The organism is Micromonospora sp. 050-3 (assembly GCF_046549335.1).
Classification (GTDB): Bacteria; Actinomycetota; Actinomycetes; order Mycobacteriales; family Micromonosporaceae; genus Micromonospora; species Micromonospora trifolii.
The window spans coordinates 1743634-1768302 of record NZ_JAJPVX010000002.1 but is presented as its reverse complement, the minus strand read 5'-3'; the positions used below and the strand labels follow the sequence as shown (position 1 = coordinate 1768302).

Annotated in this window: 21 protein-coding genes; 7 read left to right on the top strand and 14 right to left on the bottom strand. The window is 70.0% G+C overall.

Annotation, left to right across the window (positions count from 1 at the left end; genetic code table 11):
- The first annotated feature begins 32 nt into the window (after positions 1-32).
- Positions 33-599 (top strand): hypothetical protein, encoded by a 567-nt coding sequence (locus tag ACLJOK_RS23230; protein WP_410820753.1) that lies wholly within the window; start codon positions 33-35, stop codon positions 597-599.
- 185 nt (positions 600-784) lie between these two features.
- Here ACLJOK_RS23230 and ACLJOK_RS23225 read toward each other — a convergent pair whose 3' ends face one another.
- Positions 785-1624 carry a GNAT family N-acetyltransferase gene (locus ACLJOK_RS23225; protein ID WP_410820752.1) on the bottom strand — a complete coding sequence of 280 codons (840 nt, stop codon included), beginning with the start codon at positions 1622-1624 and terminating at the stop codon, positions 785-787.
- Positions 1554-2894 carry an MFS transporter gene (locus ACLJOK_RS23220; RefSeq protein WP_410820751.1) on the bottom strand — a complete coding sequence of 447 codons (1341 nt, stop codon included), beginning with the start codon at positions 2892-2894 and terminating at the stop codon, positions 1554-1556. Before ACLJOK_RS23220 ends, ACLJOK_RS23225 begins: the two co-directional genes overlap by 71 nt.
- A 112-nt stretch (positions 2895-3006) precedes the next feature.
- Between ACLJOK_RS23220 and ACLJOK_RS23215 the strand changes: the two genes are divergently transcribed.
- A complete protein-coding gene (locus ACLJOK_RS23215; RefSeq protein WP_357200254.1) occupies positions 3007-3600 on the top strand; it encodes a PadR family transcriptional regulator in 594 nt (197 codons plus the stop codon).
- A 114-nt stretch (positions 3601-3714) separates the two neighbouring features.
- Here the strand turns inward: ACLJOK_RS23215 and ispG are convergent, their stop codons facing one another.
- From ispG to ACLJOK_RS23185, 6 genes are all read right to left on the bottom strand, one after another.
- Entirely contained in the window at positions 3715-4887 is a 1173-nt protein-coding gene (gene ispG, locus ACLJOK_RS23210) for a flavodoxin-dependent (E)-4-hydroxy-3-methylbut-2-enyl-diphosphate synthase (RefSeq protein WP_210787026.1), read from the bottom strand.
- Between the two features lie 9 nt (positions 4888-4896).
- The gene (locus tag ACLJOK_RS23205; protein ID WP_410820750.1) at positions 4897-6147 is read right to left on the bottom strand and encodes a M50 family metallopeptidase; all 1251 of its coding nucleotides are present in this window, start codon (positions 6145-6147) and stop codon (positions 4897-4899) included.
- The gene (gene dxr / locus ACLJOK_RS23200; protein WP_410820749.1) at positions 6147-7358 is read right to left on the bottom strand and encodes a 1-deoxy-D-xylulose-5-phosphate reductoisomerase; all 1212 of its coding nucleotides are present in this window, start codon (positions 7356-7358) and stop codon (positions 6147-6149) included. The genes ACLJOK_RS23205 and dxr overlap by 1 nt, the downstream gene beginning before the upstream one ends.
- Positions 7359-7401: 43 nt before the next feature.
- Complete coding sequence (locus ACLJOK_RS23195; RefSeq protein WP_410820748.1) at positions 7402-8037, bottom strand: Uma2 family endonuclease; 636 nt, start codon at positions 8035-8037, stop codon at positions 7402-7404.
- Positions 8038-8187: 150 nt separating this feature from the next.
- On the bottom strand, positions 8188-8646 hold the full coding sequence (locus tag ACLJOK_RS23190) for a hypothetical protein (protein WP_410820747.1): 459 nt from the start codon (positions 8644-8646) through the stop codon (positions 8188-8190).
- Positions 8647-8886: 240 nt separating this feature from the next.
- Complete coding sequence (locus ACLJOK_RS23185; protein WP_410820746.1) at positions 8887-12858, bottom strand: CARDB domain-containing protein; 3972 nt, start codon at positions 12856-12858, stop codon at positions 8887-8889.
- 442 nt (positions 12859-13300) lie between these two features.
- Here ACLJOK_RS23185 and ACLJOK_RS23180 point away from each other — a divergent pair, with 442 nt between their 5' ends.
- Positions 13301-14080 carry an SDR family NAD(P)-dependent oxidoreductase gene (locus ACLJOK_RS23180; RefSeq protein ID WP_410820745.1) on the top strand — a complete coding sequence of 260 codons (780 nt, stop codon included), beginning with the start codon at positions 13301-13303 and terminating at the stop codon, positions 14078-14080.
- Here ACLJOK_RS23180 and ACLJOK_RS23175 read toward each other — a convergent pair.
- Positions 14065-14643 (bottom strand): GNAT family N-acetyltransferase, encoded by a 579-nt coding sequence (locus ACLJOK_RS23175; protein ID WP_410820744.1) that lies wholly within the window; start codon positions 14641-14643, stop codon positions 14065-14067. The genes ACLJOK_RS23180 and ACLJOK_RS23175 overlap by 16 nt on opposite strands.
- Before the next feature lie 51 nt (positions 14644-14694).
- Between ACLJOK_RS23175 and ACLJOK_RS23170 the strand changes: the two genes are divergently transcribed.
- Both ACLJOK_RS23170 and ACLJOK_RS23165 read left to right on the top strand, forming a co-directional pair.
- A complete protein-coding gene (locus tag ACLJOK_RS23170; protein ID WP_410820743.1) occupies positions 14695-15519 on the top strand; it encodes a YhjD/YihY/BrkB family envelope integrity protein in 825 nt (274 codons plus the stop codon).
- A 61-nt stretch (positions 15520-15580) separates the two neighbouring features.
- On the top strand, positions 15581-17176 hold the full coding sequence (locus ACLJOK_RS23165) for a phytoene desaturase family protein (RefSeq protein WP_410820742.1): 1596 nt from the start codon (positions 15581-15583) through the stop codon (positions 17174-17176).
- 95 nt (positions 17177-17271) lie between these two features.
- On the opposite strand, the gene ACLJOK_RS23160 is transcribed toward ACLJOK_RS23165, so the two are convergent.
- Positions 17272-18852, bottom strand: coding sequence for a Rieske 2Fe-2S domain-containing protein (locus ACLJOK_RS23160; protein ID WP_410820741.1), 1581 nt, complete (start codon positions 18850-18852; stop codon positions 17272-17274).
- Between the two features lie 198 nt (positions 18853-19050).
- Between ACLJOK_RS23160 and ACLJOK_RS23155 the strand changes: the two genes are divergently transcribed.
- Positions 19051-19272, top strand: a complete 222-nt coding sequence (locus ACLJOK_RS23155; protein WP_091400308.1) for a DUF2631 domain-containing protein — start codon at positions 19051-19053, stop codon at positions 19270-19272.
- 88 nt (positions 19273-19360) lie between these two features.
- Here the strand turns inward: ACLJOK_RS23155 and ACLJOK_RS23150 are convergent, their stop codons facing one another.
- From ACLJOK_RS23150 to ACLJOK_RS23140, 3 genes are all read right to left on the bottom strand, one after another.
- A complete protein-coding gene (locus tag ACLJOK_RS23150; RefSeq protein ID WP_410820740.1) occupies positions 19361-20524 on the bottom strand; it encodes a DivIVA domain-containing protein in 1164 nt (387 codons plus the stop codon).
- A gap of 31 nt (positions 20525-20555) precedes the next feature.
- On the bottom strand, positions 20556-21713 hold the full coding sequence (gene rlmN / locus ACLJOK_RS23145) for a 23S rRNA (adenine(2503)-C(2))-methyltransferase RlmN (protein WP_091400305.1): 1158 nt from the start codon (positions 21711-21713) through the stop codon (positions 20556-20558).
- A 104-nt stretch (positions 21714-21817) separates the two neighbouring features.
- Positions 21818-23206, bottom strand: coding sequence for a phosphatidate cytidylyltransferase (locus ACLJOK_RS23140; protein ID WP_410820739.1), 1389 nt, complete (start codon positions 23204-23206; stop codon positions 21818-21820).
- Positions 23207-23587: 381 nt separating this feature from the next.
- On the opposite strand from ACLJOK_RS23140, the gene ACLJOK_RS23135 reads away from it, so the two are divergent.
- Positions 23588-24034, top strand: coding sequence for a hypothetical protein (locus ACLJOK_RS23135; protein ID WP_410820738.1), 447 nt, complete (start codon positions 23588-23590; stop codon positions 24032-24034).
- A 52-nt stretch (positions 24035-24086) separates the two neighbouring features.
- On the opposite strand, the gene frr is transcribed toward ACLJOK_RS23135, so the two are convergent.
- Positions 24087-24644: a ribosome recycling factor gene (gene frr, locus ACLJOK_RS23130; protein ID WP_204943784.1), complete on the bottom strand. Its 558-nt coding sequence runs from the start codon at positions 24642-24644 to the stop codon at positions 24087-24089.
- Positions 24645-24669 lie beyond the last annotated feature (25 nt).

Below are 24669 nucleotides of genomic sequence, written 5' to 3'. Positions count from 1 at the left end.
GCGGGTGTCCTACCCCCGAAGGAGCTCCCCCCATGAACACGATCTTCCGTAAGAGCATGCTGTCTGTTGCTGGTCTCGCGTTCGCCGGTGGTGTGTTCGCCGGTCCGATCGCCGCCCACGCCGCCACCCCGGCCGTGGACGCCAAGCCCGTCGCCGTGGCCGTGCAGCAGTCGGCGCCGAAGCCGCAGGGCGACCAGTCCCACATCAGCCTCAACGACGAGCAGACCGCGAACGCCAAGGCGATCATCGCCGCCACGAAGAAGGCCGGCCTGCCCGAGCGGGCCGCGGTCATCTCGATCGCGACGAGCCTGCAGGAGTCCAAGCTGGAGAACCTCGGCCACCTGGGCGACATGAACGACCACGACTCGCTGGGCCTGTTCCAACAGCGCCCCTCCAGCGGTTGGGGCACCCCGGAGCAGATCACCAACCCTGAGTACTCCACCACCGCGTTCCTCAAGGGCCTCAAGCAGGTCGACGGGTGGCAGGACATGCCCCTGACCCAGGCGGCGCAGACCGTGCAGGTGTCGGCCTACCCGGACGCCTACGCCCAGTGGGAGCAGCAGGCCACCGACCTCGTCGCCCAGCACTGGAACAGCTGACCCACACGATAAGCACGCAGCACCGCAGCACGACACCGACCGCTGGCCGGCACCCGCAACACCGGGTGCCGGCCAGCGGCCTTTCTGCGCTCGGAGCCCGCAGATCTTGGACACTTTTCGTTCCGCGCGAACGGATAGTGTCCAAGATCTGCGGCGATGCATCACCGCGAGCCAACCCGCAGCGGTCAGAAGAGGACGGTGGCCAGGGTGCCGATCGGCTGGAAGCCGCAGCGCTCGTAGACGCGGCGGGCCGGGAGGTTGAAGTCGTTGACGTACAAGCTGACGGTGGGGGCGACCCGGAGCAGCGCGTCGCGGACCACGGCGGCCATGGCGGCGGTGGCGATCCCCCGACCTCGCCATTCCGGTGCCACCCAGACGCCCTGGACCTGGGCCGTCCGTTTGGTCACCACGGCGAGTTCGGCCTTGAACACGACCTTGCCGTCGACGATGCGGGCGTACGCGCGACCGGTCCGGACCAGGTCGTTGACCCGCCGGCGGTAGCTGCGTCCGCCGTCCTCGGCCAGCGGGGAGACGCCGACCTCTTCGGTGTACATGGCGACCGCCGCCGGGAAGAGCCGGTCGACCTCGCCGGAGCGAACCTGGCGTACCTCCGGATCGGCCGGTACGGGTGGCAGCGAGTCGGTGACCAGCAGTGGCTGATTGGGGCGAACGTCTCGCGCTGGCCCCCAGGTGTCGGAGAGGCGGTCCCACAATCCGAGGACGGCATCGGCGCGACCGACGATGGAGGAGCAGAGCCTTTCCTCGCCAGCGAGCAGGTCGGCGAAGGCAGCCACCGCAGCATCACTGGCCAGCACCGGGGTCAGGTTGCCGCCGAGCCAGCAGAGTGATTCGAGGTTGCGGCGGGCCCCGTACCCCAGGATTCTGCCCTCGGCCCGCCACCAGGAGAGTCCGCGCGCGGAGATCCGCTCGGCGACCTGCGCACCCGCGAACGGGTCATGGTCGAGCAGTCGCTCGACCGCGCGGCGCTCCGATTCCCCCAGTTGGCGTACCGGCACCGTCAGCACGACTATCAGCCTGCCAGATCGACCCCCCGCTCCGCCGGTCGAGTGCCGAGGCCGGCACCGGTTCTGCTGGCCCGCTGAGCGGCCGGGTCCGCCCGGCCCAGCGGACGACCGGGGGCACCAGGGCTCCGAGCAGGAGAAACAGGGCACCGAGTACGAGCCAGCCGGGTACGCCCCAGCCGAGCGCGAGGGTGGTCACCACTACCGGTGCGAGCATCTTGCCCAGTTCGTAGCCCATGCCGTACGCCCCCTGGTACTGCCCTTGGGCGTCCGCTGGCGCTAGCCCGAAGGAGATCCCCCAGCCGGCGGCGGAGTGCCACAGTTCCCCGGTGACGTGCGCGAGTGCCCCGAGGCCGAGCAGGCCCACCGCTCCGGCGGTGGGCAGCGCGCCGCTGGCGGCGAAGAGTACGCAGGCCAGGGCGATGGCCACGCCTGCTCGACGGGCGGCGCGGGCGGCCCCGGGCAGTGTGGCGGCGGCACCCGCGGCGCGTACCTGAAGGAGCACCACCAGCACGGTGTTGACCAGCGTCAACGCGGAGATCATCCAGGCGGGCGCCCGGGTGTGGCCGGCGATCCACAGCGGCAGGGCGATGGTGAGCAGGCTGAAGTGCATCGACATCAGCCCGTCGACCAGGGTGAAGGCGAGGAACGGGCGGTCCCGGAGGGCGACCAGCCGAGGGCCCTGCGTCGGGGCGGCGACCGGGGAGACGGCGGGCAGTCGGAGGAAGACCACCGCTGCGGCCAGTGACGTCGCCGCCGAGGCCAGGATCAGCGCGACGTACCCCGTTCGGGTGTCGGCGGCGATGGCGAACCCCCCGAGGACGGCGCCGACGGAGATCCCGACGTTCGTGGTGGCTCGCAGGTAGGCGCGGGTGCGGACCCGCTGGTCGGCTGGGATCGCTCCGGCGATCAGCGCGCCGCGGGCACCACGCTCGACCGCGTCGGCAAGCGCGGTGGCCGCTCCCACCAGCACGAACGTGGGAAACGACCGGACGGCGATCAGGCCGATGGTCAGGGTGCCGGCGACGAAGAGCGCGCCGACCTGCACACCGCGTGGGCCGACGCGGTCGGCCAGGTAGCCGCTCGGGGCGCTGGCCAACACACCGACCAGGGCCGAGATGGTCAGTCCGATGCCGACCTGGGTTGCCGACAGACCGACCGACCGGGTGAGGAAGAGCGCGCTGGCGACGAGCCAGAGGCCCCGTCCAACGGTCTTGACCAGCGTGCCGAGGGTGAGGACCCGGGCCGGACCCGGCGGGGGAAGCAGGCGCATGACCGACACTCTAACAAGACGTACGTACGGTTTGGTAAATCGGGGTTGTCAGCGATGCATTGCCGATATATCGTTGATGCATCAGCGATAGTCCTACGGAAGGAAGAACCCGATGAGGTTCCACCGACAGCACCACCCGATGCACGAGGCCCGGATGCGGGGGTTCGGCTTCCCGCCGGTTCCGCCCGGTCCGCACGGTCATGGCCACGAGCACGGACACGGCGGCCCCTGGGGCGGCCGGGGTCGTGGACGGGGTCGGGGCCGACGCCCCAACGTTCGAGCCTCCGTGTTGGCCCTGCTCACCGAACGGCCGATGCACGGCTACGAGATGATCCAGGAGATCGACTCCCGCACCGGCGGTGCGTGGCGGCCGAGCCCGGGCTCGATCTACCCCACCCTCCAGCTACTGGAGGACGAGGGCGTGATCGTCGCCAGCACCGAGGAGTCCGGTGGCGGGCGGAAGCGTTTCACTGTCACCGAGGCCGGTCAGGCGGAGGCCACCGAGGCCGCGCAGACCCCGCCGTGGGCAGACGTCGCCCAGGGCACGGTGAGCAGCTGGCACGACATCCGTGACTCCGGCACTCAGGCGATGAACGCGCTGCGCCAGGTGATGATGAACGGCACCGACGACCAGCGTGAGCGGGCCGCCCAGGTGCTCGACGAGACCCGGCGCAAGCTGTACGCGATCCTCGCCGAATCCGAGTGACGCCAGGCCGCACCACAGCACGGCACGGCACGAGCAGCACGGCAACGCAAGATCAGCACAAACCACAGCGGCCGTTCCCCACACGGGGAACGGCCGCTTTTTCCAAATGGAAAATCAGTGCACGGTGACGGTCGGGCCGGTGACCAGCCCGCGCAGCTCCTCGGGGAGCTCGGCGCCCATCTCGTCGGCGATCCGCAGCGCCTCTTCGATCAGCGTCTCGACGATCTGCGCCTCGGGCACCGTCTTGACGACCTGCCCCTTGACGAAGATCTGGCCCTTGCCGTTGCCGGAGGCGACGCCGAGGTCGGCTTCCCGGGCCTCGCCCGGACCGTTTACCACGCAGCCCATGACGGCGACCCGCAGCGGCACCGGCAACCCTTCCAGGCCGGCGGTGACCTCTTCGGCGAGCTTGTAGACGTCCACCTGGGCCCGCCCGCAGGACGGGCACGAGACGATCTCCAGGCCCCGCTCGCGCAGACCGAGGGACTCCAGGATCTGGTTGCCGACCTTGATCTCCTCGACCGGCGGGGCGGACAGCGACACCCGGATCGTGTCGCCGATCCCCTCGGCCAGCAGCGCGCCGAAGGCGACCGCCGACTTGATGGTGCCCTGGAACGCCGGCCCGGCCTCGGTGACGCCGAGGTGCAGCGGGTAGTCGCACTGCTCGGCGAGCTGCCGGTACGCCCGGATCATCACGACCGGGTCGTTGTGCTTGACCGAGATCTTGATGTCGCGGAAGCCGTGCTCCTCGAACAGCGAGCACTCCCACAGCGCCGACTCGACAAGCGCTTCGGCGGTGGCCTTGCCGTACTTGCTCAGCAGGCGCTTGTCCAGCGACCCGGCGTTGACGCCGATCCGGATCGGCGTCCCCGCCGCTCCCGCGGCACGAGCGATCTCCTTGACCTTGTCGTCGAACTGCCGGATGTTGCCCGGGTTGACCCGGACGGCCGCGCAGCCGGCGTCGATCGCGGCGAAGACGTACTTGGGCTGGAAGTGGATGTCGGCGATCACCGGGATCTGCGACTTCTTGGCGATCGCGGGCAATGCCTCGACGTCGTCCTGGGACGGCACCGCAACCCGGACGATCTGGCAGCCGGACGCGGTCAGCTCGGCGATCTGCTGAAGGGTCGCGTTGATGTCGGAGGTGAGGGTCGTGGTCATCGACTGCACGGACACCGGCGCGCCACCACCGACCGGGACCGAACCGACCATGATCTGGCGGCTGGCCCGACGGGGAGCGAGCGGCGGGGGCGGCACGGCGGGCATACCGAGACTGATAGCTGTCACTTCAGGCACTCACCTTGAGAAGAGCGTGATGGGGTTGACGACGTCCGCGGCGATGGTCAGCAGCGTGAACGCGCCGCCGATCAGGATCACCGCGTACGTGAAGGGCATCAGTTTGAGGTAGTCCACCCGGCCGGGGTCGGCCCGGCCGATCCGCGCGTAGAGCCAGGAGCGGGCCCGTTCGAACCAGGCGATGGCGATGTGGCCGCCGTCCACCGGGAGCAGCGGCAGCAGGTTGAACACACCGATGAAGAAGTTCAGCGACACGAAGAGCATGAAGAAGACCAGCCAGGCGTTGTTCTCCACCGCCTCGCCGCCGAGTCGACTGGCGCCGACCACACTGATCGGGGTGTCGATGTCCCGCTCGCCGCCGGTGAGGGCGGTCCACAGGGCGGGGACCTTCTGCGGAAGGCGCTGGAGCGCCTGGGCGGTGCCGACGGCCAGTTGACCCGTGAAGTCGGCGGTGGCGCCGAAGGCGCCGATCGGGCCGTACGTCACGCGGGTCGGGGTGCTGGGGACGAGCCCGACGCCGAGCGCGGCCACCGGTGCGGCGGCGCCGGTGGGGTCGTTCAGCGGTGGACGCTGGGTCTGCGCGAGCACCGTGCTGGTGGTGCCCGGCTGCCCGTCGCGGACGTACGCGATCTGCGCGGTGTCGCCCGGCTTGAGCCCGCGCAGCGTGGTGAGCAGGTCGCCGTAGGAGTTGATCTGGGTGCCGTTGACCGAGGTGATCCGGTCGCCGTTGCGCAGTTGCCCCTGGGCGGCCGGGCTGGCCGCGTCGGCGGGGGTGCACGCCCGCACCGCGTTCTCCGGAACCACGCACTCACTGAGCTGGATGACGGCGGGCTCCTGGCGGGCCTGCGCGTCGGTGGTCGGGAAATCGGGGTTGGGCAGGCCGGCGGAGACGGCGAGGATCCAGATCGTGACCAGGGCGAGCGCGAAGTGCGTGATCGACCCGGCGGCCATCACGATCGTCCGCTTCCAGACGGGGTAGCGCCACATCACGCGCGACTCGTCGCCCGGTTCGACGTCGTCGTCCTGCGGCGTCATCCCGACGATCTTGCAGAAGCCGCCGAGGGGGATGCCCTTGAGGCCGTACTCCGTCTCACCCCGGCGGAACGACCAGATGGTGGGGCCGAAACCGACGAAGTACTTCGTGACCTTCATCCCGAACGCCTTGGCGGTCAGCAGGTGACCCGCCTCGTGCAGGCTCACCGAAATGAGAATGGCCAGGGCGAAGAGGACCACCCCGAGCAGGTACGACATCAAGCTCCTTCCACCGAACCCGCGATGATCTCCTGCGCGTGCGCGCGTGCCCACGACTCGGCCGCGAGCACGTCCTCGACGGTACCTGGTTCGTCGAAGTCCGGAGCCTCCTCCAAGACCCGTTCGAGGGTGTCGACGATGCCGAGGAACGGCAGCCGGCCCGCCACGAACGCGGCCACGCACTCCTCGTTCGCCGCGTTGTAGATCGCCGGCCGGCAACGCCCGGTCTCTCCAGCCGCCTTGGCCAGGGCGACGGCCGGGAACGCCTCGTCGTCGAGCGGCGCGAACTCCCAGCTGTGCGCGGCCGTCCAGTCGACGGCGGTGGCCGCTTCGGGCACCCGGTCCGGCCAACCGATGCCGAGCGCGATCGGCAGCCGCATGTCCGGTGGGCTGGCCTGGGCGATCGTCGACCCGTCGACGAACTCGACCATCGAGTGGATGACCGACTGGGGGTGCACCATCACTGTGATGTCGGCGTAGGGCACGTCGAACAGCTCGTGCGCCTCGATCACCTCCAGCGCCTTGTTGACCATGGTGGCGGAGTTGATCGTGACGACCGGCCCCATGTTCCAGGTCGGGTGAGCGAGCGCCTGCTCGGGTGTGACCTGCGTCAACTCGTCACGCTGCCGACCCCGGAACGGGCCGCCGCTGGCCGTGACGATCAGCCGGCGCACCTCACCGCGCGTCCCGGAGCGCAGACACTGGGCCAGCGCCGAGTGCTCCGAGTCGACCGGGACGATCTGCCCCGGCCGCGTCACAGCGGCCTTGACCAGCGGGCCGCCGGCCACGAGCGACTCCTTGTTTGCCAACGCGAGAGTACGACCACCGCGCAGCGCGGCCAGCGTAGGAGCGAGACCCAGCGAGCCGACCACCCCGTTGAGCACGATGTCGCACGGCCACTGGGCCAGCTCGGTCATGGCGTCCGGGCCAGCCACGATCTTGGGAAGTTTGAAGTCGCCGGTGGCCCACCCGCGCCGGCTCGCCTCGGCGTAGAACGCGAGTTGCAGGTCCTGCGCGGCGGACGCCTTGGCCACCCCGACCGCCTCGACGCCCATTTCGAGGGCTTGCGCGGCGAGCAGCTCAACGTTGCCGCCGCCGGCACCCACGGCGACCACCCGGAACCGGTCCGGGTTGCGCCGGACGATGTCGATGGCCTGGGTGCCGATCGAGCCGGTGGACCCGAGCAGAACAAGGTCGCGGGGGGAAGTCACAGGGCCATTCTTCCCCACCCCCGCTGCACGCCCGCTGGGAGCCTCAGCCCTCCCCCTCCGCCAGCTCCTCCTCGTCCAGCAACTCGGCGGGGTCAATGGAGAATTCGAACGGCTCCCGCATCGCGAAGGTGCTGCCCGCCGCAGCGGCGGCCAGCGGCCGGTACTCCCCGTCGGAAAGCTCGAACAGGGCCATGGTCGGCACCCGGTTACGCAGGTCCACCCGGAGAAAGAACGGCACCCCGACGGCGGCGTACTCGCGGGGCCGGTCGATCACGTCCTTACGCCAGTTACCCGGCGAAACGATCTCCCCCAACAACACTGCCTCGGCAATTGGCACCGTCGTGCGGCCAGCCCCCGATTTGCGCAGCACAGCAATGTCTGGAATGAAGAGATCATCGCCGGAGAGGACGTTGATCTCTGGATAGACCCAGAAACCGGCCTTCCGCGCAGCGCGGTGCAGCACGTAGGGCAACTCCCGCTCGACCGACTGATGATCGATTCCGGCATGCGGTGTCACGATCACGCTTCCGCTCAGGACCTCAACCTTGGGGCCGTTGGTCTCCGGCAACAGGTCGAGGGCGAGCTGCGCTGTCCACGGCTTGTCATGCCACCGCAGCACGTCGAACGACGGCTCGGTGTCCTGCGGCGCCGGTTCCGGCGCGAACGCTGCCTGGGCCATCCGGGTTCACCCCCTCAGCGGACCATCCTGCTCAGCTCAGCCTAGCCACCGCAGCCCCAGAAGCGCGTCATCGCACACAGGGTCCGTCTGTCCGAGATGGTTGCGCCGCGGCCCCTACGCGTGGCGCGTGCAGATCTTGGACACTTTCCGTCAAGGCCGAACGGAAAGTGTCCAAGATCTACGGGCCGGCACCCGACTCGCTGTGGTGCGGTGCCGCATGACGGCCAACCAGACCGCCGCGCCGATGCAGAAGACGGCCAGCAGGGACAGCAGCACCAGGGCCGGGTTGATCCAGGCGGGCACCAGGTCATGGGTGGCGTTGCATCGATCGTGGAGGGGGAACCATCGCGACGACTCACGCCAGTGCGCGGCGCGGTAGGCCCGGTCGTAGCTGACGCCGGCCTGTCGGCAGGACTCCTCCGAGCTCATGAAGGGACCCGCGAACGCCCCGAGGAACCACGTGACAGCGGTGGCGACGATCGAGAGCCCGGCCGTCGCGAGGAACCAGCCAGGAGTCTTCCAGCGGCCGGTGAGCAGAGGTCGGCCCCACAGCCAGAGCACGAACAGAGCGGGTACGGCGAGGCAGAGCCCTGTCGTGATGACACCCATCCTGATTTGTCAGCCTTCCGCCGGCGAGCCGGCTTTGATCATCGCACGGGCCGGCTCACCGCCGTGAACGTGACGAAGGCCGTCCAGGCCGAGGTGGTGAAGGTCAGCACGGGCCCGGGCAGCGCGACGCCCACGACGGACCCTGCGCCACCTTGATTGACTCGGGCTCACGGAAGTCGGGGTGTCCGCAGGCCGCGGACACCCCGACTTTCTTGAAACCGTGTTGATCAAGCCAAACGACTAGCCGCCGTTGATGACGAACTGCGAGCCCGGCTGGATGACGATGTTGCCGTCGGCCGAATTCGTGATCGTCACGTTGGTCAGGTTGGCGTTGCCGCGCGCGCCGCTCATCGCGAGGATGCCGGCGCCATTGTTCGACTTGTCGATCCGGACGTTGGTGATCGCGAGGTTCGGTATGTTGCCGCCTCCGTTCTTGAACTGGATGCCGTCGTACGTGGAGTCGATGATGTCGGTGTCCCGGATCGTGACTCCGACGATGTCCCTGGTGGCCGGGAAGATCGTGATGGCACCGAACTCCTGGTCCTCGTTCCAGAACGCGCCGCCGGTGCGGTAGAGCCCGTTGTTGGCGATCAGCGTCGTGCCGGAGAACGGCAGCGGGTCGTGGTCGGTCGCCAGCATGATGCCCGGGTAGTTGGCGGTGTCGTAGATCAGGTTGTTCTCGATCGAGTTGTCGTAGCCGCCGTAGATCGCGATGCCGTTGGCCCGCCAGGGCAGCTGGATGGTGTTGTTGACGAAGTGGTTGTCGTGGGCGATGTCCACGCTGCGGTCCTTGACGTACGGGTTGGCCCAGACGGCGAGGGCGTCGTCACCTGTGGTGCGGAAGGACGAGTTGAACACCCGCGAGTTACGCGTGCCGTTGCTGAAGTTGATGCCGTCGGCGTACGTGTTGCGGATCCGCATGCCGCTGAAGTCCAGCCCGTCGGCCGGCCCCCACAGGTCGGGGATGTTGTCGTAGTCGCGGCCCACCCAGGCGCCCACGTTGGCGTGCTCGATCCAGACGTTGCTGATCTTCGTGCCGGCGCCGAAGCGCCCGTTCAGACCGACGCCGCCTTCGGCGTTGCCGTCACCACCGCGGATCCGGCCCGAGCCGAAGATGGCGATGTCGGAGATCTGGGTGTTCTTGTCGATGTCGAAGCCGAAGTTGCCCTCGTGCGGGTGGTTGATGCCGCCCACCACGTTCTGCGGCTCGGTCAGCGTGTAGAGCTGCGAGTGCCACATACCGGCGCCCCGGATCGTGACGTTGCTGATGCCGACCTGGTTGTGCATGCCCCGGTTCAGCGGGTCGTCGGTCAGGATCTTCTGCTCCTGCCGCCACTGCCCGGCGGGGATCCAGACGCAGCTGATGACACCGTTCTGGTCGTCGGTCACCGCCCGCTGGATGGCGGCGGTGTCGTCGAGCCCGTCGTTCGGGATCGCACCGTACGAGGTGATCGAGGTGCAACCGGCCGGCTGGCTCGCCGCCGGCGCCACCTGCTCCAGATCGATCATGTCGATGACGTAGAAGGAGGCGGTGTCACCCGAGTCGCGCTGCAACTTGAACCGGGTGCCGGCCGGGTACGACTGCGCCAGCAGTGCGTTCGACTCGTCGAAGAGCCGCCGGGCGTCGGCCTGCGGGGTGTTGGTCAGCGCCTCCGGCCCGTCGGTGTTGCCGTAGAGCCAGCTGTGCTTCGACGACAGGGTCAACTTCCGGGAGAAGACGTCGTTGACGTAGAGGCTGATGGTCGCCTCGATGCCGCCGCCACCGGGAGCGTCCGGTATGGAGTTGCGCACCACGATGGAGTTGGCCTGGTTGGCCGAGGTGAACTCGACGAACTGGCCGGTGCCGGTGAGTCGTACCGACTTGCGACCCGAGGACTCGCTGGCGAAGTTGGTGTGCCCGAAGGTCCGCAGCGGGTCGGCCTCCAGCAGCGTGCCCTGGTAACGGCCGGCCTCCGCCTCGTAGGAGACGTACGGAACGGCGGCCCCGCGACCGACCACTATCGACTGGCTGAACGCGTTGTTGGTCTCGTTGGTCTCGGTGACCACGTTGGTGGCGTCGGCGGTGGCGGTGATGGTGGCGCCGCCGCTGGTGGCGGTCCAGCTACCGCTGACGGCCACGGTGACCGTCGCGCCGGCGGCGATGGAGGCGGTGTTGGTGTTGAGCGTGGTGCTGCCCGCCACCAGCCGGGTGACAGTGGTCGCGCCGGTCGCGGTGGTGCCCCGGTTGCGGACCGTCACGGTGAAGGTGACGGAAGCCCCGACGGCCGGGTTCGGCGGGTTCGAGGCGATGCTGAGCACCTGGAGGTCGGGGCCTGGGGCCTGCGCCACCACCAGCGGCGACGCGGCGGTGTGGCTGTTGTTGCCGTTGTTCTGCTCGACGATCGTGTTCGCCGGGTCGACCACCGCCGAGACGGCGTAGCTGCCCATCGGCCGCGTACCGGCGTTGAACGACACGGTGGTCGAGGCGCCCGCGGCGAGCGTGCCCACCGAGGCGCTGCCGACGACAGCGCCGGCCAGGCTGAAGTTCACAGTGGTCGCACCGGCGGTGGCGGACCCGATGTTCTGCACCACGGCCGACAGCGTGACCGGGGAGACCTCGCTGGGCGACGTGGGCGACCAGGTCACCGAGTTGACGACCAGGTCCGGGTTGGGCGCCGGGGTGCCGCACACCTCAAGCTCGGCGACCTGGCCGGACGGGGCACCGGTGTTGCCGGTGAACCGCAACTGCACGTCCGCGGTGGTAGCGCTGACCGGGATGGTCACCAGGTTGGTGCCCTGGGCGAACTGGTAGGCCGCCGCCGACACCAGACTGGTGTACGAGGACGACGCCTGGTCGCGACCGAGGACCTGGATGGTCTGGGTACGGGTGCCCCAGGCCGGGTCCGGGTTGAGCTTCACGGTCACGCCGGAGATCGAGTGGTTCGCGCCCAGCGCCACTGTCAGGTTCTGCGGGTAGCTCGCCGCACCCTCCCAGTAGGTGGTGAGCTGCCCGTCGTTCGCCTTGTCCGGGGTGAAGCTGAACGTGGAGCCGCTCGCCGTCATGCTCTTGCCCTGCGCCACGTTGGTGCAGGCGGGCGGGTTGCTGCCGGTCCGGGTGACGGTGTTGCTGTTGCCGGAGAGGTTGCCGGCGCCGTCGCGGGCGCGGACGTAGTACGACACGGTGGCCGTCGCCGGCTGGGTGTCCTGGTAGGTGAGGACGGTGCCCAGCGTCGCGATCAGGCTGCCGCCCCGGTAGACGTTGTAACCGGCGAGCCCGCTGCCACCGGAGTCGGTGGAGGCCCCCCAGTTGAGCGTGATCGTGCTGCCCGACGTGCTCTGCGAGAGGGTCCCCGGGACGCTCGGCGCGGTGGTGTCTCCACTGCCGGTGCGGGTCACCGTGTTGCTGTTGCCGGAGATGTTGCCGGCGGCGTCGCGGGCCCGGACGTGGTACGAGACAGTCGCCGTGGCCGGTTGCGTGTCGTTGAAGGTGGTCACGTTTCCGATGGACTGGAGGAACGCGCCGTTGCGGTAGACGTCGTAGCCGGCGACGCCGCTGCCGCCCGCGTTGTCGGTCGACGCGACCCAGGTGAGGCTGATGGTGGTGCCCGACTGGGTGAACGACAGGTTGCCCGGCACGCTCGGCGCGGTGGTGTCCGGGGTGGTGCCGCCGCTGCCGTACACCTCCAGCTCGGAGAACTGCCCGGCCGGCCAGCCGCTGTTGGCGGTGACGTTGATCCGGACGTAGCGGGTGGAGGTGGAGCCGAAGTTGATCGTGACCGTGTTACCGCTCGCCGGGTTGAAGGTGTACGTCTGCGACCCGACCAGGTCGGTGAAGGACGAACCGTTGGTGCTGCCCCGCACGCTCAGCGTCTGCGTCCGGGTGCCCCAACCGCTGGTCGGCAGCTTCAGAACTACCTGGTTGACGCTCTGCGATGAGCCGAGGTCGACCTGCACCCACTGTGGGAAGGCGTTGTTGACGCTCTCCCAGTAGCTGCCCGCGTTGCCGTCGACGACCTTCGACGAGTCGTAGACGTCGGCGTGGCCGCTCTCCTGGGTGGGACGGCCCTGGGCGAGGTTGGTGGCCGCCGGGGCGAAGCCGGCGCTCGGTGCGGCCGCGGGGTCGGCCGGACGGGCGGCGGCGGCCGGGGTCGCGACGGCGCTCGCACCTGCCGTGGCGATCATCGTGGCCGCGACTGTCGTCGCCACCATCCTGAACAGATTCGTTCGTCTCATTGCGGTCCTTGTCGTTGGGGGACGGTTGCCGCGGGCAGGGTGACCACGGGGGTGGGGTGTGCGGTGGTGGGTCGCCGGCCGACGCGGGGACGTCGGCCGGTGTCGGGGGTGCCGGAAGAGGATGTGCTGGCGGCGCGGGGGCACCGGGTTGGGGATGGGGATCAACCCCCACCAAACGAGGCGGTCCCTCGAATTTTTCGAGCACATGCAACGAAGCAAGCACGCCTTTGTCGAGATCTTGCATGGCGTTGACCAAAGATTACTGACGTGCTACGAGGGCGTCAACACTTCGACCACCTTGACTATTGACGGCAATCCACCTGTCGACAGGACAGCGCGATATCAGCGATCTCCTGTCGTTCCGGCCGACGACGGCCCACAGTGGGGGTGGACACCGCGAGCCCGGCTTGACGGCCCGCACAGAACCGAGGGGACCAGCACCATGAACAAGCTCGCACTCGTCACCGGCGCCACCTCCGGCATTGGCAAGGCCTTCGCCGAGCGCCTGGCGGTCGACGGCTACGACCTGGTGATCGCGGGTCGGCGAAAGGACCGTCTGGACGAGTTCACGGCCGCACATACCGACGTCCGGGTGCAGACGGTGGTCGCCGACCTGGCGACCGACGCAGGTGTGGACGCAGTCGCCGAGGTGTGCGCGTCACAACCCCTGACCATGCTGGTGAACAACGCTGGTGTGTCCCACTACATGCCGCTCGCCGAGCTACCCGCCGACAAGGCCAAGGAACTCGTACACGTCAAGGTCGTCGCCCCGACCATGCTCAGCCGCGCCGCGGTCGTGGGCATGCAGGCGCGCGGCGAAGGCACCATCATCAACGTCGCCGGCATGATCGCCTTCAGCGGCCCGGCACCGGGCTCGATGATGCCCCGCCGTGCCGTCTACGCCGGCACCCTCGCCCATCTCGTGGCGATGTCCCAGGCACTCAGTGCCGAGCTCGAGGGCACCGGCGTGACCGTGCAGGTGGTGTGCCCCGGCGTGGTGGCCACCGAGTTCCACGAGCGCCAAGGTCTCGACATGAGCGTGGTCCCCCGGATGAGCGCCGAGGACGTGGTCACGGCGAGCCTGCGGGGTCTGGAACTGGGTGAGGTCGTCGTCGCCCCGGGCGTCGAGGACGCCGGCCTCCTGGACGCGGTCTTCCGAGCCGACCTCGCCGCATTCGGAGGACAGCGCCCCGAACTCGCCACCCGCTACCTGGCTGGCTGACCCGAGGGCAGTTGTCCGCCAGGGGCGGCCAGGACGAAGGTCTCCAACTCCTCGCCGCCGTACCAGTCGGTGCGCAGGCCCACGTGGGCCATGCCGAGTCGCCGGCAGACCGCCATCGACGGATCGTTGCCCGGCGACACGAGCGCGTAGATCTCCGAGGTGCCGGCAGCGAACTCCCGGTTGACGATCGCGCGGGCCGCCTCGGTCGCGTAGCCGTGACCCCACGAATCCGGGTGCAGGTGCCAACCCGTCTCGATGTCCTCGGTACGCAGTGCCTCATCGCGCCCCGGCAGCGGCTTGAGCAACGCGGTGCCCGCCACCAGGCCGGTCTCGCGCACCTCGATCGCCCAGGTGCCGTACCGGCCGTGGTCGGCGGCGTGCCGGTCCCGCCAGATCCGCAGCCGGTCAGCGGCCTGCGCCGGATCGGTCATCGGCAGCCCGGGGGACACCGCCAACCAACGGGTGATACCGGGGCGGGAGTAGATGTCGTAGATGCGGGCCAAGTCGGTCGGATCGTCGGTCCAATCACGCAGGATCAGGCGTTCGGTGGTGAGAACAGTCATGACCGGCGATCTTAAGGAGTGACGGCAACGACGACGGGGAAGGAGGACCCGATGGGCAACGGATGGCAGCGCGCGAAACGGATCACCAGCGGCGCGTTCCGTCCGGTGCGCGGGCGGGACCTGTCGCTGCACGCGGCCGCGATCACCTTCTACGGTGCGATCGCGGTGGTGCCGGTCGCCCTGTTGGCGATCTGGCTCACCGCGCTGCTGGCCGGGGCCGACCGGGTACGCCGACTCACCTCGTACGCCGTGGAAGCCCTCCCCACCGCGATCGGCGCGCCCCGGGCGGTGGACGCGCTCGTCAACGCCGGGGTGGAGTTGACCCCGCTACTGGCGCTGGCCTCGCTGCTGCCCGCCTCGCTGTACGGCGAGGGTCTGCGCCGGGCGTTCGTCTCGGTGGCCGCACCCCGCTCCGACGAGCACCTGGTCGGCTGGCGGGGCCGGCTCCTGCTGCTACCGCTGCTCGCACCGGCCCCCGCGCTGCTGCTGTCGATCCTGCTGGCGCTGCCGCTCACCACCCGCCTCGTACGTCAGGGTGGTTGGCTCGGTGTGCTCGGCGTGGTGCTGTCGTTCCTGGCGGTCTGGCTGGTGCTCACGCCGGTGCTGGTGTGGGTGTTCCGGGTGGTCGGGCCGGCCTCACCGGACTGGCTGTCCACGCTCGGGATCGGGTCGTTCACCGCGGCGAACCTCTCCGGCTTCCTGCACGGCTTCGTGCTCTTCGCCTCGCTCCCGCTGGACCTGGGTGTGCCGTTCGGTGGCTTCGACGAGATCGGCGCCGGCGTGGCCGTCCTCCTCTGGCTCTACCTGTTCCACGTGATCGTCCTGGCCGGCTACTCCGCGACCCTGGCCCTCTCCCGCTGGCGCGCCAACCGATAGGGCGTGGGTGAACGGGCGGAAGGGGTGACCTGGACTGGTGGGCGGACTAGGCTGCCGCGGCATGAGCAGTGAGATTCCGGCCCGCGCAGACGTCGTGATCGTCGGTGCCGGGCACAACGGTCTGGTCTCCGCGGTCCTGCTGGCCCGGGCCGGCCTGGACGTCCTCGTGCTGGAGGCCGCCGACGTGATCGGCGGCGCGACCCGCACCGAGAACCCGTTCCCGAAGGTGCCCGGGCTGCGCCACTCCACCGGCTCGTACCTGCTCGGGCTGATGCCCCCGGAGCTGCTCGCCACGCTCGACGTCCGGATCCCGGTGCTGCGCCGCGACCCGCACTACTTCCTGCCCACCCCGGGCGGCCTCGGCTCGCCGTACCTGCTCTTCGGCAGTGACACCGCCGCCACCCGGGCGCAGCTCGCCGAGTTCTTCTCCCCCGCCGACGTGGCCGCCGACGACGCGATGCAGGCCGAGCTGGCCGCGCTGCGGGAAGACCTCGCCCCGGCCTGGCTGGCCGAGCCGCTGAGCGTTCAGGAGACCGCCGAGCGGCACGTCCGCCCGGCGCTGCGCCAGGTCTTCGTCGACCTCGTGCAGGGCTCGGTCGCCGACTACCTGGCCCGGTTCGAGTTCCGCTCCGAACTGCTGGTCAGCATGTACGCGGTCACCGACGGCCTGTCCGGGCTGAACGCCGGCCCGGACGACCCCGGCACCGGCCACAACTTCCTCGTGCACAACATGTGCCGACTGCCCGGCTCCGGCGGCACCTGGATGATCGCCGAGGGTGGGATGGGCACTGTCTCCCGGACGTTCGCCGAGGCCGCGCGCGCCGCCGGAGCGACCATCCTGACCGGTACGCCGGTGCACGCGGTGACAGTGGACGGCGGCACGGCGAGCGGAGTGGTGCTGGCCGACGGTCGGGAGGTCGCCGCCCCTGTGGTGCTCGGCGCGTGTGACCCGTACCGGCTGATGGACCTGTTGCCCGACGGCGCGCTCCCGGCGCGGCTCGGCGAGCGGATGGCGGCGGTCCGCCGGCCCGGCACCACGCTCAAGCTCAACCTGGCGCTCACCGGGCTGCCGCGGTTCTCCTGCCTGCCGGACGGCACGCCGAGCCCGTTCGGCTCCACCATCCACCTGCTGCCCGGGTCGGCGTCGCTGGTCGGCGGGGCGGAGGCGTCGCCGATGACCGCGCTGCGCGCCATGTGGGCGGACGTGCAGGCCGGCCTCCTGCCGGCGGAGCCCACCATCGAGTGGTACCTGCACACCACCGTCGACCCGTCGCTCTCCGACGCCGCCGGGCACCACTCTTCGGCGCTCTTCGTGCAGTCCGTCCCCTACGAGCTGGCCGGCACCACCTGGGACGCGGAGCTGCCCGGATACGTCGATCGGCTGCTGGGGATCGTCGAGCGCTACGCCCCCGGCACCGCTGACCTGATCGCCGACGCGGTGCCCCTGCCGCCGCCCGGCATCGAGGAGCACTTCGGCATCACCGGCGGGCACATCCACCACGTCGACAACACCGTCTCGTTCACCGACCGGATGCCCTACGCCAGCGGGGTCGACGGTGTGTACGCCGGCAGCGCCGGCTGCCACCCGGCCGGCAGCGTGATCGGTGCGGCTGGCCACAACGCCGCCCGCCGCATCCTCAAAGACCTGAGCGCCTGACCCAAACTCCCGCGATCTTGCAATCTCGGACGTCGCTATGGGCTACGCCCCGCTTCGTCGCCACAGCAAGTGCAAGATCGCGGTGGTGAGGCGGGTCAGATCACTGCCTCGCCGGCGGGGGCGGGGGTTTCCGCGTCTACGCGGTGGGCTCGCACCTTGTGGCCCACGCTCGTCAGGCAGCGGCCAGAGGGCAGGTCGAAGCGCCAGCCGTGCAGCTGGCAGGTGAGCTGGTCACCGTCGACGATGCCGAAGCGGGTCAGGTCCGCCTTCAGGTGCGGGCACCGCCGCTGCACCACCCAGTCGCCCAACGTGATGTCCTCGGCGTCGGTGCTGCGTTCGTGCTCGTCGTACCAGCCCTCGGCGTACTGGAGCCGCTCCTCGGAGAGGCACTTGAAGAACGCGTAGACGAACTCGTTGTACTGGCCGATCCGGGCAGCCGAGAACCGGCAGGACAGGAAGAGCGAGTTGACCCAGTCCACCTCGTCGATGAAGAGGAGGTGCTCGATCAGCGAACGCTCCATCCGGAACCGGTAGCGCACCTTCTCGTCCGCGTACGGCCGAACCTCTTTGCCGGGGAAGTCCACCACGATCGACTCGACGCTCTCGCCGTCATACCCCACCAGGTCGAAACGGACCGGGCCGCCGACCCCCTTGGCCAGGTAGATCGACTCGTCGAGCAGCGGCTCGATCCGACGCTTCATCTCGCCGAGCACGTCCACCTCGGGGTGCCGCCAGGACGCCTTCTCCGCCTCGATGATCGGGCGCTTGCGCTCCCGCATCTCCTCCAGGTGCGCGACCTTGTTCGCGAAGAACTCCTGCACCGGCACCGGGTGGGTGGTGCTCGCGCCCTCCGTGGTGACCTCGGCGACGCTGCCCGGCAGCAGCACGATCCCGTTGGTGCCGCCGACCTTGGCGTACTCCGACAGGAAGACGGACTGGTCGGGGAAGATGTTGCCCTCATCGCCGTGGATGTCGTTGAACTGCCACAGGGCGTCGTCGAGGAAGCACGGCGGGCCGGCGATCGGGAAGACGTGCGACGCCTTCAGGTCGTCGATGTACCGCCAGGTCCGGTCGAACTGCCGGTCACGCTTCTGCTTGCCGAACGCGGTCTTCGCCGCCTGCGGCAGTTCGTAGACCATCGGGTACCAGATCGCACCGGAGAACTGGAGCAGGTGCGCGTGCACGTGCCCCAACTCGGTGAAGAGGCTCAGGTCGGTGGGGCGGGCGTCGTTCTGGTTGAGCAGCCGCACACCCTCGTACTCGACCCAGAGCGAGGAGTCGCCGATCGGCCCGTCGGTCGGGCTGGTCAACGCCTGAATCATGATCTTCAGGCCGCCGGGCAGCTCCACCACCTGCTCGTTGGGCGCCTGCAGGAATTTGGTGAAGCCCAGCGCCCGGAACTCGTCCTCCATCTCCGAGGTGGGGAACTCGGGGAGCAGGACCGTGGCGTCCTTGGAGATGAAGTCGCGCAGGTGCTTCGCGTCGAAGTGGTCCCGGTGCAGGTGGGAGACGTACAGGTAGTCGACCTGACCCAGGCTCTCCCAGTCCAGCAGTGAGTTGTCCGGGAACGGGAACCACGACGCGAAGTAGGCCGGGTTGACCCACGGGTCGCACAGGATGCTGCCCGCGGCCGTGTCGATCCGCATGCTGGCGTGCCCGGTTCCGGTCACTCGCACCGCACAGTCCCCCTCAAACAGACAATCAGGTGTACGCCAAACGCTACCGGAGGGAGTCTGACCGCCGCCCCGCGACGCCGGTAGTGCCGTCCAGCCCTGGTGGGGCAGGGCCGATGGCCAGGAAACCCCCACCCCACCGCACCGCGTACGAGGCGTGCCAGACTAACCAAAGATCCGATCGCGAGGGAAGGACCGACAGTGGCAGGAAGCGAGCCGGTAACGTCGCCAGACCAGCACAAGCCCGGGCACCGCAAGGCCGGGCAGATCGGCGCCGTGCTGTCCGCACTGGCGCTGCTGGCGATGATCTGCGGCAACCACGAGGGCAGGGTCGAGGACATCTGGCTGATCGGCCTGGCCGCGCTGCTGCTGATCATCGTGATCGGCGACGTCGTGTTGCGGCGCAGCGGTCTGCGCTCCTGACCCGACCCACCGCCGGACGACCGGCCGACGTACGCCGAGGGCCCGCCCCCAACCCGGGGGACGGGCCCTCGTCCGTATCGCGTCGGGGTCAGCGCCCGAAGAGGATGTCCTGCACGTCCTTGAGCGCGGCGTCGACCTCGGCCTCGAAGTAGCCACCCGGCACCAGGCCGAACCGGAGCGTGTCCAGGTCCTTCGGGTCGACCGGCATGGGGTTGCGGCGCTGCATGCCACCGAGCAGGGTGTCGAAGAACCGGTCCACCTGGTCGGGGTCGTACCCGCTGCCGAACCGGCGCACCTGGAAGCTACGACGGATCTGGTCGACCCGGTACAGGTCGCTGCCGGGCGGGCCCGCCATCGGCGGACCGGCCATCGGCGGGCCACCCATCGGCGGGCCGGCCACAGCGGGCGGGCCGGCCATCGGCGGACCACCCATGCCCTGCTGCGGCAGCGGAGGCGGACCGGCCGGACCACGGCGCATGTCGCGCAGATCCCGCTCCGGCATCCGGATCTCGGCCGTCATGTCGGCGCGGCCGTGCCGCCCGGCCTCGAAGCCGTCGAAGCGCGGCTCCTCCGGCGGCGGCGGATAACCGCCGGGCGCGCGCTGGTCGTCGGGGCCGTACCCGCCGCGCTGATCATCCGGGCCGTAGCCACCGGGTGAGCGCTGGTCGTCCGGGGGGCCGTACCCGCTGGGGCCGGCGGGCAGGCCGCGCTGCGGCATGCCGTGGCCACCCATCGGGCCGGGGCCCATCGGGCCACCGGGACCCATCGGAGGGCCGGCCGGGCCACGGGGCGCGTCGTAACCACCGCCGCGGGGGGCGTCGTAACCACCGGCGAAGGCACCGGTCGGCTCGTCGTAGCGGCCGTAGGGCGGGCCGGCCTGCGCGGGCATCGGCCGGGGCGGCATCGGCTGCGGAACCATGCCCCGGTCATCACGCATCGGCGGACCCATCCGGTCCGGTGGGCCCATCCGGTCACCCATCCGGGGGTCGCCACCGCGCCCGGCGCTGTTGCGCTCCTCCAGCTCGGCCAGCTGCCGCTCGACCCGGTCCAGGTGAAGGTCGACCTGCCACTCGTCGTAGCCGTTGAAGCGGACCCGGAAGACGACGTCATGGACCTCCTGGGAGGCCACCGGGGCGCCGACCTGTCGGCCGTCGAGCGTAGCCTCGACCCGGTCGAGGAAGGCATCCACCTCGTCGACCTTGTATCCCCGGCGGAGCGCCTTGCGCCGGAAACGCTGACCCTGACTCGCCACTATGTCTCCTGGTCTCGTTCGCCACGCCCGGTCACGCCGGTGCCTCTCCGGCGCGGTCGGTGTTGGTGTCGTTGTCTTCGGCGGCGGCAAGCTGGCCACACGCGCCGTCGATCTCGCGACCTCGGGTGTCCCGAACTGTGGTGGACACCCCGGCGTCGCGCAACCGCCGGACGAACTCCCGCTCGACCGGCTTCGGGCTCGCGTCCCAGCGGCTGCCCGGCGTCGGATTGAGCGGAATGAGGTTCACGTGGGCCAATTTGCCGGCCAGCAGCCGCCCGAGCAGGTCGGCTCGCCACGGCTGGTCGTTCACGTCCTTGATCATCGCGTACTCGATCGACACGCGGCGGCCCGTCCGGGCGGCGTAGTCCCACGCTGCGTCCAGCACCTCGGCTACCTTCCAGCGCTGGTTTACCGGCACGAGTTCGTCGCGCAGATCATCATCGGGCGCGTGCAACGACAACGCAAGGGTCACTGAGAGGTCTTCGCTGGCCAGTCGGTGGATGGCCGGAACCAGGCCGACCGTGGAAACGGTGATGTGCCGCTGGGACAGGCCGAGCCCCTCCGGGGCCGGGCTGACCAGCCGACGGATCGCCGCGATCACCCGGTTGTAGTTGGCCAGCGGCTCGCCCATGCCCATGAAGACGACGCGCGACAGCCTCGGCGGGGAACCGGCCACCACGCCGGAGGCCGCCACGCCGGCCATGTACACCGCCTGGTCGACGATCTCCGCCGTCGACAGGTTGCGGGTCAGCCCGGCCTGGCCGGTCGCGCAGAACGGACAGGCCATGCCGCAACCCGCCTGGCTGGAGATGCAAACGGTCACCCGGTCCGGGTAGCCCATCAGCACGCTCTCCACCAGCGCACCGTCGTGCAGCCGCCAGAGCGCCTTGCGGGTCGCGCCGTCATCGCAGGCCAGCTCGCGCACCGGGTTGAGCAACGTCGGCAGCAACTGGTCGGCCAGCCGCTCCCGGGTCGCGGCGGGCAGATCGGTCATCGCCTGCGGGTCGCGGACCAACCGCCCGAAGTAGTGGTTGGAGACCTGCTTGGCGCGGAAGGCCGGCTCACCCAGCCCGGTGACCAACGCCTGGCGGCCGGCCAGGTCCAGGTCAGCGAGGTGCTGAGGGGGCATGGAGGCCCGGCGCGCGGCGGGGGCGACCGAGATGGCGGGGATCAAGGGCAGGCTCGTCATGGCTGGTCCAGTGTGTCACGCCGTCGGCGGCGGCTGCCGGTCCGGAGGTGTCGAACGGGCCGCGACCGCCGGAGCCGGATGACCAGGTCGCCGTGATTCATACCTCAGTTCACCACCGGCACGAAGACCGCCAACAGCAGGTAGGCCGTCGGTACCGCGAACAGGATCGAGTCCAGCCGGTCCATCAGACCGCCGTGGCCGGGCAGCAGGTTGCTCATGTCCTTCACGCCGAGATCCCGCTTGATCATCGACTCGGCCAGGTCGCCGAGGACCGCCGCGCAGGAGACTGCCACCCCGAACAGCGCACCCCACCAGGGGGCCACCTCGAACATCAGCCACAGCAGCAACGCGCCGCCCAGGGCCGCCGCGGTGACCGAACCGGCGAAGCCCTCCCAGGACTTCTTCGGGCTGATCGACGGGGCCATCGGGTGGCGGCCGAAGGAGACCCCGGCCGCGTACCCACCGGTGTCGGAGAGGACCACACCGATCAGCGTGGCCAGGATGCGCAGGTGCCCGTCGTCGGGGGCCGCCGCCAGCAACGCCGCGAAACCGGCGAGGAACGGCACGTAGACGGCGATCAGGGTGGCCGCGGTGAGATCCCGCTGGAAGCCGGCCGGCCCATCACCCAACCGCCAGATCATGGTGCCCAGCACTGTGACCAGCAGCCCCAGGCTGAGCGCGTCCGGGCCGGCGTACCAGGCCAGGCCCACTGTCAACACGCCACCGGCGATCAGCGGCACCAGCGGCGGGTGCGCGCCGCTGCGTCGTACCGCGCGGGCCATCTCCCAGATGCCGATGGCGACAGCGGCGGCGATCACCGGCAGGAAGGCCAACGGATAGACGATCAGCGGCACCACGATGAGCGCGCCGAGGCCGAGCCCGACCCCGATCGCCGCGGGAAGGTTGCGCCCCGCCCGCCCGGTGCCCAGCTGCTGGGTGGCCGGTCGGTCGAGGCTGGCCCGACGTCGGCCCTTCGACCGTCGACCGGTCGTCGGAGCCTCGTCCGGCACCACCTCGGCCCGCACGGGCGCGAGCTGCTCGGTCGGGTACCCCGGGTCGTCGAAGCGGATGGGAGGGCCGTCGAGGCTGCTCGGCTCGTCGAAGCGCCCACGGTCCGGGCCGTCGTAACGGGGCGGCCCGTCGCCCGCGGGAGGTCGGTCCGGGTAGCGGTCACCGCGACCCCGGTCGTCGTACCGGTCGGGCTGGTTGCGGTCGTCGACGTGCCGGTCCCGGTCGTCGAAACGATCGTGCCGGTCGCGGTCGTCGAAGCGGTCGTCCGGGCGGACCGGGCGGCCGCGCTCGTCGTACGGGTCCGCGGGGTGCGGGTCGGCGTACGGCCGGGCGTGCGGGTCGGCGTACAGCTCAGGGCCGGCGGCCGGACGGCGGCTCCACTGGCCGGCCTCCAGCTCCTGGTCCGGCCAGGGCAGCGCCACCGGGCGCTCCGGCCGGTCCCAGCCGCGAGGCTCGCTGCCGTAGGGGTCGGGGTGGGACATCACGCACCGCGACGGGGCACGAGAACCACCACATGACGCAAGACCACAAGCATCCCCTACACGTGCGATGTTCCTCCGATTGACCGCCCCGACGGTCGGTCGATCCCCGGTGTTCACCACCCGGTGGCCGGGAATCCTGCCGAGCCTACTGCACACGCCGGATCGGCACGGCGGACGAGGCACGCCCACGGACGCCACCCGCGCCGCCAGGCCGCCGGCCAGCGACGCACACCCATCCGGTACCGCAGACCGCAGGCGATCCGCAGCCGTCGATCCGACTCGTCCGGTGCGCGATCGAGTACTGAGCGAACGCGTCCGGCGTGGTCCGCTGGTGCCGCGCTGGCGCCAGCCCGCGCTCCGGAACGGGGGAAGGGCACTCACATGTTCAAGTTCGGTCTCGCGGTGTTGACGGTGGCCGCCATGGTCCTGGGAGCAGGGTCACCGGCCGCCGCCACCACGGCACGGACCAGGATCACCATCGACCGCCACACCAGCGAGCTGTTCCCGTTCGAGCCGCCCTACGCTGAGCCGCCGGGAGTGACGTACCCGGCGGCACGGGTCACCGCCACCGCCCGGCACTGCCCGGCCGGCATCGTCCTCATGTCGGCCTCGCTGGTGCAGGACGGCCTGCCGACCCTCTGGGCCACCGGGGGACACGGCGCCGGCGAGATCCTCTGCGACGGCGGCAGCGTCGAACTCGGGATGGCGTTCGCCCGGATCGCCCCGGCACTGCACCCCGGTCGGGCCACCGCCCACTTCTCGCTGCGCGACTCGACCACCGGCGAGCAGTTCGCCGAGAGCACCAGGACCGTCTGGATCCCCTGCTGACCTATGGAACGAGGCCCGTTCCCGACGTCGGGAACGGGCCTCGGAGCATGGGTCACACCTCGAGCAGCTCGGTTTCCTTGTGCTTCACCAGGTCGTCGATGTTGGCCACGTACCGCTGGGTCAGGTCGTCGAGTTCCTTCTCGGCGCGGCGGCCGTCGTCCTCGCCAGCCTCGCCGTCCTTGACGATCCGGTCCAGCTCTTCCTTGCCACGGCGGCGGACGTTGCGGATCGCCACCTTGGCCTCCTCGCCCTTGTGCCGAGCCACCTTGATCATGTCGCGGCGGCGTTCCTCGGTCATCTGCGGGAGCAGGATGCGCAGCTGGTTGCCCTCGTTGTTCGGGTTCACCCCGAGGTCCGAGTCGCGGATCGCCTTCTCCATGGCGTTGATCTGCGAGTTGTCGTACGGCTTGATGATGGCCATCCGCGGCTCGGGCACCGCGATGGACGCCATCTGCGTCAGCGGCGTGGGCGTGCCGTAGTAGTCGATGATGACCTTGGAGAACATGGCGGCGTTGGCGCGACCGGTACGGATGGCGCCGAACTCCTCCTTGGCGTGCTCAACCGCACGCTCCATCTTTTCCTCGGCCTCGAGGAGGGTGTCGTCGATCACCGGTCTCCTCGCCTCCTTCTGTGCT

Coding starts and splice junctions, on each gene's coding strand:
- ACLJOK_RS23135 (WP_410820738.1), top strand. CDS start 23,588: ATGTTCAAGTTCGGTCTCGCGGTGTTGACGGTGGCCGCCATGGTCCTG.
- ACLJOK_RS23175 (WP_410820744.1), bottom strand. CDS start 14,643: ATGACTGTTCTCACCACCGAACGCCTGATCCTGCGTGATTGGACCGAC.
- ACLJOK_RS23190 (WP_410820747.1), bottom strand. CDS start 8,646: ATGGGTGTCATCACGACAGGGCTCTGCCTCGCCGTACCCGCTCTGTTC.
- ACLJOK_RS23230 (WP_410820753.1), top strand. CDS start 33: ATGAACACGATCTTCCGTAAGAGCATGCTGTCTGTTGCTGGTCTCGCG.
- ACLJOK_RS23180 (WP_410820745.1), top strand. CDS start 13,301: ATGAACAAGCTCGCACTCGTCACCGGCGCCACCTCCGGCATTGGCAAG.
- ACLJOK_RS23220 (WP_410820751.1), bottom strand. CDS start 2,894: ATGCGCCTGCTTCCCCCGCCGGGTCCGGCCCGGGTCCTCACCCTCGGC.
- ACLJOK_RS23170 (WP_410820743.1), top strand. CDS start 14,695: ATGGGCAACGGATGGCAGCGCGCGAAACGGATCACCAGCGGCGCGTTC.
- ACLJOK_RS23140 (WP_410820739.1), bottom strand. CDS start 23,206: ATGTCCCACCCCGACCCCTACGGCAGCGAGCCTCGCGGCTGGGACCGG.
- ACLJOK_RS23185 (WP_410820746.1), bottom strand. CDS start 12,858: ATGAGACGAACGAATCTGTTCAGGATGGTGGCGACGACAGTCGCGGCC.
- ACLJOK_RS23215 (WP_357200254.1), top strand. CDS start 3,007: ATGAGGTTCCACCGACAGCACCACCCGATGCACGAGGCCCGGATGCGG.
- ACLJOK_RS23165 (WP_410820742.1), top strand. CDS start 15,581: ATGAGCAGTGAGATTCCGGCCCGCGCAGACGTCGTGATCGTCGGTGCC.
- ACLJOK_RS23195 (WP_410820748.1), bottom strand. CDS start 8,037: ATGGCCCAGGCAGCGTTCGCGCCGGAACCGGCGCCGCAGGACACCGAG.
- ACLJOK_RS23205 (WP_410820750.1), bottom strand. CDS start 6,147: ATGTCGTACCTGCTCGGGGTGGTCCTCTTCGCCCTGGCCATTCTCATT.
- rlmN (WP_091400305.1), bottom strand. CDS start 21,713: ATGACGAGCCTGCCCTTGATCCCCGCCATCTCGGTCGCCCCCGCCGCG.